We start from the raw sequence: 13,619 nt of genomic DNA, 5'->3' as shown, positions 1-13,619 counted from the left end.
GCATTCGAGTTATTCAAGGACTCGAATGCTTTTTACTCCTCTCTCATAATGTCCAGCAAATTGAGCAAGCGTTTTGACGCTTTGATAATTTTGTTTGACTGCCTGCTGATATTGTCAGCCGTTAGGTTGTCCTGAGTATCTGCCAGGGCCGCCTCAATACTCACAAGGGCGAGGGCAAGAGCGGATTTTTGAATCGCGTTATTCCCTTTTAATTTCCCCAGATTATCCGATAGCTCCTTGAGCTGAGGTGTGATGTTTTTTCCTGTCTTTTTGATGACTGGGGGTGCGAGTTCAGGTTCAAGAGTGGTGATTATTCGATTTTTTTGTTTTGCCGCCATATAAGTGTGGTTAATATCTGAGTGAATTCCTGCCCCAAAATGGACCTTGTATCCTATTAGCAATCCGTCATAAACGATCATTCCTTTGAATGGCAGCAGGATGGTTTCCACCATTTGTGGAAGAGCGTAGGGAGGAATTACTTCATCCAAAGGATCCTGAATCCCGTGTACAGAATAAACAAGATCATCCTTACTGATAAAGATCGAACCTTTCTTGAGGTGGCGCAGGATGAAGAAAGAGCTTTTGATGAACCGCGTCCATCTTTCAACGATCTGCAGTTCTTTGGTTGGAAGGTGATCGGGGTTTTCCAGAACATATGCCGTTATTAAACCGGGCTCCTTCCATAATTCGTTACGCGCCTTTAATTTCTTTTGGGTGTCAAGGTTGGCGTATTCTTCAATTGACGTAATGTTTTTCTGGAAGCCGTGTTTTTGGTTAACATAATATTGCAGCTTCCACATCAAATCGAAAAATAACTTCCCATCGTATGGCGAAAGCGTCATGAGAATTTCCTCTCCAGTAATTTTGGTGCGGGGCATATTGTAACCAGATTTCTTGAAATACTTGGATTAACCTGTGGAGTAGCAAAACGCCGAATGAACAGGATCAACTGTCGGTTAGGAAAGAGGCGGCGAGGATTGCGTGAGAAAATGCCGAATATGCAGTCCGATTTTGTCAGTTTCGGAAACGCCTGGTTGTGTTAAGTCCAGCCCGCTTGTTATAATTGAAAAAAGAAAAAACAAATGGAGGAACCCATGCCCAACGGTTATAACGGCAAGATTTTGCACGTGGATCTAACAAAAGGCACACTTGAGGTTGAAGAGCCAAATGAGGCTTTTTATCGAAAGTATCTTGGCGGCAGCGCGATGGCAATGCACTACATTCTACGCGATATGCCAAAAGGCGCTGATCCGCTTAGCCCTGAGAATGTGCTCACATTGTTCACCGGCGTTACAACGGGCGCGGCCATTTCCGGGCAGAGTCGCTTGAATGCGAATGCGAAATCGCCGATCAGCGGTGGGATAGGCGATTCTCAAAGCGGCGGATTTTTCCCGGCTGAGTTGAAGTTTGCGGGTTTTGATGGGATCGTGATCAAGGGCAAATCTCCTAAGCCTGTTTACCTGGCGATCATCGATGGGAAATATGAACTGCGCGATGCGGCTCATTTGATGGGGAAGAAGTCGGGGGAGGTGGATGACATCATCCATAATGAAGTTGACCCGAAAGCAGAAATTTTGCAACACGGCATGGGTGCGGAAAATGGTGTGTTGTTTTCGTCGCTGGTGAGCATGTCCAACCGCCATAATGGGCGCACAGGTATGGGCCTGGTGATGGCATCCAAGAATTTGAAGGCTGTAGTCGTACGCGGAAAGAAAAAAGTGGAGGTTGCGAACCAGAAGGCGCTCACCGCATTGAATCGCATTGGCCCCAAAGCCATTCCTGAAAATGGCGATATGGATGGGCTTGCAAAGTTTGGTACGGCTGTGGTCGTGCTGTTCAATAACACGATCGGAACCTTGCCGACTCGCAACTGGAATGAGGCTCAGTTTGAAGGATGTGAGCCAATCAGCGGCGAGAAAATGGCTGAGACGATTTTGAAAGAACGCGATACCTGCTATGCCTGCGTGGTGAAATGCAAGCGGGTAGTTGAAATCAAAGAAGGTGCTTACAAAGCTGACCCGCGTTACGGCGGCCCTGAATATGAAACGCTCGGCACGTTTGGTTCCTACTGCGGCATTGACGATCTTGCTGCGATCTCAGTTGCGAATCAGATATGCAACGAATACGCGGTGGACACAATTGCTGCTGGCGCGACGATTGCCTTTGCTATGGAATGTTATGAAAAAGGCGTCATCACTAAAGAACAAACTGCCGGGCTTGATCTTAAATTTGGAAATGTTGATGCCATGTTGAAAGCTCTCGAAATGATGGTGAAGGGCGAAGGCGAATTTGGTAAAACCCTAGGCATGGGTTCTGAACGCGCTGCCAAAGTTTGGGGCAAAGGTGCTGATGAATTCCTGATCACCGTCAAAGGTGCTGAGTCTCCTGCACATATGCCACAGGCCAAACGCTCGCTTGGCCTCATTTACGCTGTCAATCCATTCGGCGCGGATCATCAATCATCCGAGCACGATCCATATTACGAAGAAGGCGTGGGCGATTTCAACCTAGACCGCCTTAAGCAAATCGGCTTGAGTTCTCCCCAGCCCGCTTACAGCCTTAATGAGGAAAAAGTCCGCTTCGCATATGAGACCGAGGTCTTCTACTCCATGCTTGATTCGGCTGAACTCTGTCAGTTTGTTTATGGCCCCACCTGGACGTTATATGATGGCAAAGATACTGCCCAGATGATCAATTCCGTTACAGGCTGGGATATGACCGTTGAAGAATTGATGGAAGTGGGCCGCCGTCGGCTGGATCTATTTCGTGTCTTCAATGCCCGCGAGGGATTCGGGCGTAAGGATGACAAGCTGCCGAAGAAATTTTTCAAGCAGTTGCAGGGAACTGGCCCCACCGCGGGTTTCGCTCTGACTCACGAGGAAATTGATTCTGCTATTGATACCTACTACAAGCTGGCAGGTTGGACCTCAGATGGTGTGCCGACTCACGAGACCTTGAAGAAGCATGAGGTTGAGTGGGCGGCGGAATACTTGCCTGCTTAAAAAGACATTTGATAATTTGATATTCGGGCCTCGAAAATCGGGAGTCGGGAATCGTTTTTGACGAAGCCGACTCCCGAATTACGAATAACGAGTATCGGTTTTGATTGTGTAATACTTTTCGAAATCCAGAAAGATGAACATGACAACGAATCAACTATATCAAGAGAATTTCCCCTACATGACTCCCGCGTGGAGTCGTATCTTCAATTTTGTGGCTGACCGAGCTGAAGGCGCTTACATCTACACAGATGACGGCAAAAAACTATTGGACTTTACCAGCGGAATTGGCGTCACGAACACAGGCCATTGTCATCCGAAAGTGGTGGAAGCCATCCGCGAACAGGCGGGTTTGTTCCTGCACGCGCAAGCCAACATCGTCATCCACAAACCGATGCTGCAATTGATCGAAGAAATTCGTAAGGTTGCCCCATCCTCGATTGATAGTTTCTTCTTTGCTAATTCAGGCGCAGAAGCCCTGGAGAATGCCGTAAAAATTGCCAAGGCTGCCACAGGCAGGCAGAATATTATTGTCTTCAATGGCTCCTTCCACGGACGCACTCATGCCACAATGGCATTGACCACTTCCAAGACGAGCTACCGCACCGGGTTTGGGCCGCTGCCTGCGGGCGTTTATGTCTCACCATTCCCCTACGCCTTCAACCTGGGTATGACTGAAGAACAGGCAAGTCAATATGCCTTGAATCAACTTGAATATCTACTTGCATCACAGACCGCGCCAAAGGATACCGCTGCGATCCTGATCGAATCTGTTTTGGGTGAGGGTGGTTACATTGTCCCGCCCAAATCCTTCATGAAGGGCTTGCGCGAGATCTGTGACAAGCACGGCATTATGCTTATCTTTGATGAAGTGCAGTCAGGTTTTGGGCGCACGGGCAAATGGTTCGCACTCGAACACTTCGATGTGATCCCTGATATCATCACTGCCGCCAAAGGTATCGCCTCGGGGATGCCGCTCTCTGCCGTCTTTACCCGCACCGATATTATGAAGAAACTTGATGTTGGTTCCATTGGCGGAACCTATGGCGGGAACGCAGTCGCTTGTGCGGCAGGTGTGGCAACCATCCGTGCGATGCGAGACGAAAAGATGTTGGAGAATGCCGCAGATAAAGGTATCCAATTGATGACGGGCCTGCGCAAATTTCAGGAGGAATATCCGCAGATCGGCGACGTGCGCGGACTCGGGCTCATGGTCGGCACTGAATTCATCGTTGACGGAAGTCAGGCGAAAGCCAAGCAATTGGTAAAGGATGTAATTCATTCAGCTGAAGAAAAGGGAATGCTGTTGCTGTCCTGTGGAACTTACGACAACACCTTGCGTTGGATCCCGCCGTTGAATGTGACGAGCCAACAGATTAATGATGGCTTGAAGATATTTGGTGAAGCGTTGAAGGAAAATAATCCGTAGGGGCACAGCGGAGGCGTTAAGGACAAAACCCTTTATAGTTCCGCTGTGCCCCTACATAGAAAATAACATGACCCAATCCCTGGATCGCAATAAACTCGCACAGCTCCTCAAAAGCGAAGCAGAACTCTTTCACAAGAATCACCCTAAATCCTACGAACTATATCAACGCGCACGCAAGTCATTGCATGGCGGCGTGCCCATGCTATGGATGATCCGTTGGGCGGGTTCATTTCCCGTTTTTGTCAAAGAGGCCAAAGGCGCACACTTCACTGATGTGGATGGTAACGACTATATTGATTTCTGCCTCGGTGATACGGGTGCCATGACAGGCCACGCACCCGAGGCAACGGTCAAGGCCATCACCGAGCAAATCCAAAAAGGCATCACGCTCATGCTGCCTTATGAAGATGTGATTTGGGTCGGCGAGGAACTCCAACGCCGCTTCAAACTTCCGTATTGGCAGTTCGCGCTTACCGCCACCGATGCGAATCGTTTCGCGCTTCGAATGGCACGCCTCATCACGGGCCGTCCGAAAATTCTAGTTTTCAACTATTGCTATCACGGCTCGGTGGATGAGACCTTCATCACCCTCGATGAAGAAGGCACGCCCATGTCACGCCCCAATAACATGGGCCCGCAGGTTGATCCGCGCGAAACATCCAAAGTCATTGAGTTCAATGATGTCGCCGCGCTTGAAACGGTGCTTTCATCACGCGATGTCGCTGCCATTCTTGCCGAACCTGTGATGACCAACATCGGCATCATTCATCCCAACCCGGGTTATCACGATGCCTTGCGTGAGATAACTCGCAAATATGGGACTTATCTGATCATTGACGAGACTCACACAATCTGCACTGGCCCTGGCGGATATACCGCTTCACACTCCCTCGAGCCTGATTTTTTGACCGTCGGCAAACCCATCGCTGGAGGCGTTCCCGCCGCGGCCTATGGCTTCACTGAAGAAGTATCAAAAGCCTTCGCCGAAAAACTCGCCATGGACGACGCCGATGTTGGAGGCATTGGCGGTACACTTTCAGGCAATGCCCTGTCCATTGCGGCGATGAAAGCCACTCTGCAATATGTGCTGACAGATGAGTTTTACTCAAAGGCGATAAAACTTCAGGAACAATTTACTGCGGGTGTTGAAGGAGTCATTAAAGAATTCAACCTGCCATGGATCGTTAAGCAGTTAGGCAACCGTTCTGAATACTGGTTTCGTCCCAACCCGCCAAAGAATGGCGGAGAAGCCCATTCTGCGATTGACCCTGAGCTTGATCGTTACATGCACCTCTTCGCCTTAAACCGTGGCATTCTGATGACACCCTTCCACAATATGGCGTTGATTTCCCCTGAAACCACGCAAACCGATGTGGATTATCATACGAAGGTGTTTAAAGAAGCAGTGCGATCTTTATTTGCATAAACCCTGTCGAAGGTCAAAAGTCGAAAGTCAATTCGGCGACCTTTGACCTTCGACTTTTTACTTATTGGAGAATTACATGACCGAATATAAATCGGAAATCTGGCGTGTGAATGTGCGTGAGCAAACGCTAAAACGAGAACCCATTCCGCAGATATGGCAACGTTTGGGTGGGCGTGGATTGATCGCGCGCATCCTCATAGATGAGGTTGATGCAAAATGCGACCCACTTGGCGCGGGGAATAAACTTATCTTCACGCCTGGTTTGTTGGTGGGGCACATTCTCTCATCTACAGATCGTATTTCGATTGGCGGAAAATCTCCCCTGACAGGCGGCATCAAAGAAGCCAACGCAGGCGGGCGGACTGGCTATCACATGGCCTTCATGGGAATCCATGCCATGATCATCGAAGATGTCCCCGAAAAGGAAGGCTATTGGGTTTTACACCTTTCCCTGAATGGCGCAAAATGGGAAAGAGCAGATGACCTGGTTGGGCTTGGTGTTTATGAAACTGCGCCAAAACTATTGGAGAAATATGGCGATAAAGTTGCCATTGCCATGATTGGCCCTGGCGGTGAAATGCGGATGAAGTCTGCGGGCATTCAAAATATTGATAAAGATAGAGTGCCATCACGCATTGCTGCTCGCGGCGGATTGGGCGCGGTGATGGGCTCGAAGGGATTAAAAGCCATAGTGTTTGACCATGCCGGTGGGCAGAAACCAGCTATCGCGGATACTGAAGCGTTTAAAGTTGCACAGAAAGATTACACCAAAGCTGTCATGGAACATCCGCAATCCATTACATATCGAGATTATGGCACAGCCGCGATGACTCAATTGACTCAGCGTTTCGCAGGCATTCCTGTTCATAATTTTTCGCGAGGAACTTTTGACCAGGTTGAAAATGTCGGCGGCGAAGCCTTGCGCGAATTTACTTTGACACGTGGCAAGCCATCCGATCCTGCACACGCCTGCATGGCAGGATGTACTATCAAATGCTCGAATGTCTTTGGCGGCGATGATGGCAAGGTGATCGTCTCGCCGCTTGAATATGAAACCATTGGCTTGATGGGCACAAACCTTGATATTGACTCGCTCGATAGCATTGGCCGCATGAACTGGCAGGTCAATGATTTGGGACTTGATTCGATTGAGGTTGGCGGTGCACTTGGCGTTGCGGCAGAAGCAGGCTTGATGAGATGGGGGAGCGAAGAAGATGCGTTGAAGTTAATCGATGAGATACGCAAAGGCACTGAGTTGGGAAGGTTGCTCGGTGATGGCGCAGTGGCGGTTGGCAAAAAATACAATATCGAGCGTGTACCTGCCGTGAAGGGTCAGGTTATGTCTGCTTATGAACCTCGCTCGATCAAAGGCACAGGCGTTACCTATGCAACGACCCCGCAAGGTGCCGACCACACCTGCGGTTTGACTATCCGCGCGCAGATCGATCATCTTGACCCGAATGCGCAAAAGGATGTTTCACTCAATGCACAATTGAACATGGCTGGTTATGACACTTTGGGCGCCTGTATCTTTGCAGGGTTCGGGTACGCAGCTACGCCTGATGGTGTTGTGAAGCGTTTGCTCAAAGCTCGTTATGGCTGGGATGACCTCCCTGATAATATCTTACAAGCTTTAGGAAAAGAGACGATCAAGCTGGAGCGCGAGTTCAACAAGCGCGCAGGCTTCACCGCAAAAGATGATCGCCTGCCAGAGTGGATGACGAAGGAAGCCATCCCTGAGAATGGCTCGGTATTTGATGTAAGCGAGGAAACGCTCGATCATATTTTTGATGGAATTGAATAATTCACCTTACGCGCCGATTTGTGATTCCCTGAACGGGGCGAAGGGTCTCTACCCCTGCAACCAGAGATTCTTCGCTCCGCTCAGAATGACACTATGTAGGGTAAGTGAATACTAAAGAATTCCGAAGTCCAACAGGCTTCGGAATTCTTTTTATTGTAGGCAGTTTCAACTTGAATTACAGTTTTATCAAAGAAAAAATTATTTTGTTTCATCGAACATGATCTGATCTGAGAGCGTAAAGTAAAATGTTGTTCCCTTTTCCGCATCGCCAGATTCGATCCAAACCTTTCCACCATGAACTTCAATAATGCGCTTCACCAGTGCCAACCCAACCCCTGTTCCTTCGCTGTTCGTGTCTAATTTATCGAATAGCCCAAAAACCTTATCGTGGAATTCCTGTTTGATCCCAACCCCATTATCTCTTACGAAAAAAACATTTTCATCCCCTCGCGTCTCCGCACCGATTTCAATTTTTGGCTCTTGCTGATCCCCCATAAATTTTGATGCATTGTCCACAAGGTTCTGGATGACTTCGATGAGGCGCTCTTTATCACCGAACACTTCGGGAAGTCCGATTCCAACTGCTACCTTGACCTGCCTCGCTTTCAATTGACCTTCAACTCGTTTTAGGGCTTCTCTCACGATCTCCTCAAACGGTACGCTCTGTGGTCGATTCATTACGCGGCCAATACGTGAAAGTTCCAGCAGCTCATTCAAGAGGCGGTGCATTTTTTCGGTCGCTTCAGAAATGCGGTCGATGTCACTTTGCATGCGGTTAAAGTTTCCGTTGCGGGCATCCTGTTCAAGATATCCCAGGAAGCCACGGATGGTAATGAGCGGCGATTTTAGATCGTGTGAGGCTGTATAAGTAAACCGCTCCAACTCCGCGTTCTTTGATTCCAATTGGGCGATCAATTTTTCCTGAATGGTCAATTCCCGTTTCAGGGATTCCTGCAATCTTGTATTCTCAATTGCCACAGCAAGATTCGCGGCAATGGTCGAGAGCAAACGAACGTCATTTTCTGTGAAGGCATTTTCGATTTCCATATCCTGCACCGAAATAACGCCGATGGCCTGGTCGCCGATCATGAGTGGCACTGTCAGCGATGACTTCGCAGGTTTATTGTCGTAATAAATTGCGCCATGCTGTGCAGAGACTTCCACCCAATTCCTGTTTATCAAGAGCGGCTGCTTCATTTCCATCACGCTGGAGGTTATACCCTTCCCAAATTTTAGTGGAGCATCTTCCATGTGCTGGTTATTATCAAAATAATACGGAAAGTAAATCAAATTGGATGATTTATCAAGGAGCGCGATAAACAAGCTGGTAACACTGAATGTGATCCTGATTTGTTCCCCGCTATGTGTGATCAGTTTTTTCAAATCCGTTTTGGTGATCAACGCTTCACTTACGCCTCGCACAGCATCCAGATCCGAGAGCCGCTTCTTCAATTCATCCTCGGCAGTTTTTCGGGCGGTAACATCCAGCATAAATCCCTGCACAAGGCCCCGATTGTCGGCGTCTACTGAAAGCAGGCTCTCATCGTAGATCCAAATATAGTTTCCATCTCGTGTTTTGAGGCGGTATTCCAGTTGAGGCATAATCCCTGTTTTAAGAGCAAGGTTCTCCATCTCCATGTTTTTTCTGCGGTCATCAGGGTGCATCTGGTTGTACCAAAGGTTTGGGTCTCTTAGCCATTCTTCGGGGGTGAAACCTGTGATCTGGGTAATCTGCGGGCTGACATATTCCCAGCGTCCACTTTGGCCGGGCTCAGCAATGTAGATCACGGCAGGGATGCGCTCCACCAGGCTGCGGTAACGGTTCTCTGCGTCCCGCAATTTTCCCTCCATTTGTTCGCGTTCCTGTAACTCACTATTTGCCTTCGTAATATTTTCATTTAATCGGTTGATGAGAAGCCATTGTAGGATGGCTACGAGCGCAATACTTAAACCAACTACAAAATAATCTGCAAAATAATTGTATTGACTGAATTGATTGACAATTACACCCTGTGACTCCAGGATTCCAACTGTAACTACCATGAGTAGAATAATAGAACCAATAATTAATGAGCCGCTCTGTCCTGCAAGAATGCCGGCCGAAATAAGAACAACCACCAACCCCACCACCGCTGTATCGCGGATGCCATTGTTCGATATCATCAGGCTGGAGATCAATGCAAGTGAGGCAAGCAGGGCCCCCCAACTTGCAATGGCAAAATATCCATGCGCTGCCAGCCAAAGTGATGCCAAAAACACAATACCAAGGACGATCATCTGCCATCGATTCACACCCATAAGAGCTAGGATAGAGGCAGCCACCAAACTGGCCACAAGGTCGTAAATGACTATTTTCCGAGTCCCGGGATCTGATAAAGGTGGATTGGGTGGGAGTAATTTCCTGAAAAAGTGACTCATTAATTGGAATTCCTAAAGAGAAAATATCAACCTTGCTACATAATATCGCACAATTTGCTCAACGAGGGCTATGAAATAGTTATCGGAGTCCAAAGCCTCCAGACTTTGCTGGAGTGAACTCAACGACTCTAGCCATTATTTTCTGTTTTCATCAATCGTCCATTAAAAGCCAGAACCCAGGTTTTGCCTGGGTTCCATGTTCATTGCCAGAGCCACCGGTCGGCTACGACCCGACGACCTAACGATTACGAATCGTTTGCTCTACCAGCTGAGCTACGGTGGCTTATTACCTAAAGAATTAGCTGTATGTATTCTTTGAGCGGCGGGATTATAAAGGATTTGGTTTAATCCCGCAAGTTTTCGAGTTTTCGCGTCGTCTAGTCTATGGAGAAAATCTATGCTTCGTATTGCAATGCTTTCCTATCACACCTGTCCGCTGGCAACACTTGGGGGTAAGGATACCGGTGGAATGAATGTATATGTCCGCGATCTGACGCGGGAGTTGGGGCGTATGGGCATCCATGTGGATGTTTTTACGCGTTCGCAGGATGAGCATGTGCCGCATGTATTGCATGACCTCGGTTATGGCAATCGTGTGGTGCATATCCCTGCCGGGCCTGAGGTGCCGAAAAGCAAAAGTGATATTGCGACATACATCCCCGAGTTTGTGGAGGGAATTAAGCAGTTTGCGGCTGAAAAAGGCATTGACTATGATGTGATCCATAGCCATTATTGGATGTCTGGTTTGGCGGCCGAAGAATTGAGTAATGCCTGGGGCGGTGTTCCCATTGTGCATATGTTCCATACATTGGGAGAAATGAAAAATAGGGTGGCACGTTCTGAGGATGAGCGGGCAGGCGAGGATCGACTCAATGGTGAGAGGCAGGTTCTCCGTCGGGCGGATCGGATCGTTGTCGCCACCATGGCAGAGTTGACCCAGCTTCGTTTCTTGTATCGAGCTGATTCTCGTAAAATGGTTACGATTCCACCCGGGGTGGATACCAGCCATTTTTATCCGATCCCACCAGATGAGGCAAAGCAATTTATCGGCTTGAAGCCAGAAAATCGCATGGTGCTTTTTGTGGGACGAATTGAGCCGCTAAAAGGAGTAGATACACTGATTGAGGCGATGGCTTGTTTGGATCTGCAACGAATGCATCGTCCCGTTCATTTGGCGATCATTGGCGGTGAAGTAACAATAGATCCTGAGGATATGTCTGAAGAGATGACGCGTCTGCAGAAGTTATGTGACGATCTGTGTATGGGGGGGATGGTTGTCTTTCTTGGAAAACGCGGGCAGGATACATTGCCGTATTATTACTCGGCCGCAGAAGTGGTTGTGATGCCTTCGCTTTATGAATCTTTTGGGATGGTGGCGCTTGAAGCAATGGCCTGCGGTGTACCTGTGATCGCCTCGGAAGTGGGTGGGCTTGGTTATCTGGTGCAGAATGGTCTCACCGGCTATACCATCCCCGATAGTGACCCTGAGGCTTTGTGCGATAAACTCTCAAAGCTTTTGGGAGATGCGACCCTGCGGAAACAAATGGGGCGGTTTGCTTCAGAGTATGCATCCGATTATGCCTGGGAAAAGATAGCCTCACAAATTGTTGAAGTGTATAACGATGTCTTGAGCAAGGAAAAAGCACTTTGAATTTGATTGCAAAATAAAACAACCCCGATGAGTTCGAGTTCATCGGGGTTGTTTCTTACTCCTTCATTCTCACATAAAAAATTATGGGCCCGCCATTTTCCTGTACACGCATTTCAAAGCGGTCACTTAACTTACTGATCATTTTCGAGAGTTGTTTATGACCATACGTACGGGGATCGAAGCTGGGGTCTACCTGGTAAAGGGCATTGCCCATATTTGCCAGCGACGCCCATCCATCCTGTTGGACCGCCATTTCAAACGCCTGGGTTAGGATCGGCATTGGGTCGAGCTCTTCCTTTTCACCTTTGGCTTTCTTTGTTCTGGCATTGTTCAAGCTCTTTTGCTGCACCGATTTTTTTTCTGCGGCAAGGTTTTCAGTGTAAACAAATACATCGCAGGCATTTACAAATGGTTTGGGAGTTTTCTTTTCTCCGATGCCCATCACGAAAATACCTGTCTCGCGGATGCGGGTAGCCAAACGAGTGTAATCACTATCACTGGAAATAAGGCAGAAGCCATCTACCACGTTCGAGTGCAGGATATCCATCGCATCAATGATCATTGCGCTATCTGTTGCGTTTTTTCCAATCGTATAGCGGAATTGTTGAATGGGTTGGAAGGCGTGGAAGTTAAGCGTATCCTTCCATGAATTCATGCTGTTCGTGGTCCAGTCCCCATAAATTCGGCGGACAGTAACCTGCCCATAACGGCCTGCCTCAACCAGCATTTGAGAAAGCAAGCCCGCCTGGGCATTGTCGCCGTCGATAAGCATGGCAATCTTGTTGCGGGCGAGAGGTTTAATCTGTTCGTCTGTCATGGAATAATTATATACCTTTTTACTGGGTTTTATACCCTGCGAGCCGACCATCAAATTGAAATTTGTTGACCCCTTTGCAGAAGAATCAACGACTAACTCCGGGAGAAGAAGATCGATATAAGGATCATAGTTTGCGACAAGAGAATGCCCGGACTTGTGCCTGACATTTAGAAAATATTATCAATCTTGCAAAGTCATTATTAAAATCACTCGATTACGAGCCTCTGACTGCTTATAGCACCTATGTGTATGATACAATGCCGAAGCTTTTCTAAAAAGGGTATATTTTTATAACTGAGGTCTGCATGAAGGAAAAATTTATCAAGTTTCTTAACCTCAAGCCAGATGAAGCCAGACTGGCTTTTTCGCTTTGGTTGTTGATCGCTGTAAATACTTTGGTATTGGAATTGTCAGATGTAGTAGCAACGGCTGGGTTCGTAAGCAATCTTGGAATTGATAAAGTACCGTGGTTGTGGTTGGGAACAACTTTGCTGACCATATTCGCAGTTGGCGGCTATTTGGTGGTGATCGACAGATACCCGCGCCTGCATTTGGTTACATGGTTATTGGTCGGTCTGGCTGTTCTATATTTGTTCCTTGAATTTTTGTTCGCCTTTCAAGTTGCTGATTGGTTTACCTACCCAATTCTCTACCTGCTGGCAGACCAACAATTTATGATCATGCCGCTGGCATTTTGGGCACTGGCAAGTGATGTATATGCAGTAACTGAATCGAAACGGGTGTTTCCCTTTATCGCTTCTGGCGCTGTCATTGGAGGGTTGATCGGGAACGGCTCCGCAGCCTGGGTAACGTACCTGGCGGAGAAATATTCCTTTGGTCTCTCTCAAATTTTTACAGGTGTCGCCATAATCTTGATATTAAGTGCATTATTCTTGCGAGTCACCTTCCTTAAGACCACAGTTAAGACACGGCAATCTCGTGAAGAGGATGCTAATCTGCGGGATACCATTAATATTGGTCTGGATTATTTCCTCAATATTCCTGTATTTAAGGTCGTTGGCATTCTGATGTTGTTCACTGGCGTCGTCCTGACGTTGATCGAGTTTAATTTCCT

9 protein-coding genes and 1 tRNA gene are annotated in these 13,619 nt (G+C 47.9%); 6 read left to right on the top strand and 4 right to left on the bottom strand.

The window, feature by feature from the left end; all coding sequences use genetic code 11:
* Nucleotides 1–32: 32 nt before the first annotated feature.
* Nucleotides 33–803, bottom strand: coding sequence for a hypothetical protein (locus AC14M5_RS16680; protein WP_484030823.1), 771 nt, complete (start codon nt 801–803; stop codon nt 33–35).
* A gap of 291 nt (nt 804–1,094) precedes the next feature.
* On the opposite strand from AC14M5_RS16680, the gene AC14M5_RS16675 reads away from it, so the two are divergent.
* From AC14M5_RS16675 to AC14M5_RS16660, 4 genes are all read left to right on the top strand, one after another.
* Nucleotides 1,095–3,002: an aldehyde ferredoxin oxidoreductase family protein gene (locus tag AC14M5_RS16675; protein ID WP_484030822.1), complete on the top strand. Its 1,908-nt coding sequence runs from the start codon at nt 1,095–1,097 to the stop codon at nt 3,000–3,002.
* A gap of 139 nt (nt 3,003–3,141) precedes the next feature.
* The gene (locus tag AC14M5_RS16670) at nt 3,142–4,428 is read left to right on the top strand and encodes an aspartate aminotransferase family protein (RefSeq protein WP_484030821.1); all 1,287 of its coding nucleotides are present in this window, start codon (nt 3,142–3,144) and stop codon (nt 4,426–4,428) included.
* A 67-nt stretch (nt 4,429–4,495) separates the two neighbouring features.
* Nucleotides 4,496–5,854, top strand: coding sequence for an aspartate aminotransferase family protein (locus AC14M5_RS16665; protein WP_484030820.1), 1,359 nt, complete (start codon nt 4,496–4,498; stop codon nt 5,852–5,854).
* A gap of 76 nt (nt 5,855–5,930) precedes the next feature.
* On the top strand, nt 5,931–7,658 hold the full coding sequence (locus AC14M5_RS16660; protein ID WP_484030819.1) for an aldehyde ferredoxin oxidoreductase C-terminal domain-containing protein: 1,728 nt from the start codon (nt 5,931–5,933) through the stop codon (nt 7,656–7,658).
* A gap of 198 nt (nt 7,659–7,856) precedes the next feature.
* On the opposite strand, the gene AC14M5_RS16655 is transcribed toward AC14M5_RS16660, so the two are convergent.
* On the bottom strand, nt 7,857–10,076 hold the full coding sequence (locus tag AC14M5_RS16655) for a sensor histidine kinase (protein WP_484030818.1): 2,220 nt from the start codon (nt 10,074–10,076) through the stop codon (nt 7,857–7,859).
* A 210-nt stretch (nt 10,077–10,286) separates the two neighbouring features.
* Nucleotides 10,287–10,359: transfer RNA gene (locus AC14M5_RS16650), tRNA-Thr, on the bottom strand.
* A gap of 114 nt (nt 10,360–10,473) precedes the next feature.
* On the opposite strand from AC14M5_RS16650, the gene AC14M5_RS16645 reads away from it, so the two are divergent.
* Nucleotides 10,474–11,727: a glycosyltransferase gene (locus AC14M5_RS16645; protein ID WP_484030817.1), complete on the top strand. Its 1,254-nt coding sequence runs from the start codon at nt 10,474–10,476 to the stop codon at nt 11,725–11,727.
* 55 nt (nt 11,728–11,782) lie between these two features.
* Here AC14M5_RS16645 and AC14M5_RS16640 read toward each other — a convergent pair whose 3' ends face one another.
* Nucleotides 11,783–12,544 (bottom strand): NYN domain-containing protein, encoded by a 762-nt coding sequence (locus AC14M5_RS16640; RefSeq protein ID WP_484030816.1) that lies wholly within the window; start codon nt 12,542–12,544, stop codon nt 11,783–11,785.
* Between the two features lie 305 nt (nt 12,545–12,849).
* Between AC14M5_RS16640 and AC14M5_RS16635 the strand changes: the two genes are divergently transcribed.
* Nucleotides 12,850–13,619 (top strand): hypothetical protein (locus AC14M5_RS16635; protein WP_484030815.1); only part of this gene is annotated, 770 nt, incomplete at its 3' end.

The sequence above is a fragment of the Candidatus Villigracilis sp. genome, from assembly GCF_057083605.1.
Note: the sequence above shows the minus strand (reverse complement) of the source record. Positions and strands in the feature narration are given on the sequence as shown.

What these genes read in the sequence shown, in the direction of transcription:
- AC14M5_RS16675 (WP_484030822.1), top strand. Translation starts at nt 1,095, where the DNA reads ATGCCCAACGGTTATAACGGCAAGATTTTGCACGTGGATCTAACAAAA.
- AC14M5_RS16670 (WP_484030821.1), top strand. Translation starts at nt 3,142, where the DNA reads ATGACAACGAATCAACTATATCAAGAGAATTTCCCCTACATGACTCCC.
- AC14M5_RS16665 (WP_484030820.1), top strand. Translation starts at nt 4,496, where the DNA reads ATGACCCAATCCCTGGATCGCAATAAACTCGCACAGCTCCTCAAAAGC.
- AC14M5_RS16660 (WP_484030819.1), top strand. Translation starts at nt 5,931, where the DNA reads ATGACCGAATATAAATCGGAAATCTGGCGTGTGAATGTGCGTGAGCAA.
- AC14M5_RS16655 (WP_484030818.1), bottom strand. Translation starts at nt 10,076, where the DNA reads ATGAGTCACTTTTTCAGGAAATTACTCCCACCCAATCCACCTTTATCA.
- AC14M5_RS16645 (WP_484030817.1), top strand. Translation starts at nt 10,474, where the DNA reads ATGCTTCGTATTGCAATGCTTTCCTATCACACCTGTCCGCTGGCAACA.
- AC14M5_RS16640 (WP_484030816.1), bottom strand. Translation starts at nt 12,544, where the DNA reads ATGACAGACGAACAGATTAAACCTCTCGCCCGCAACAAGATTGCCATG.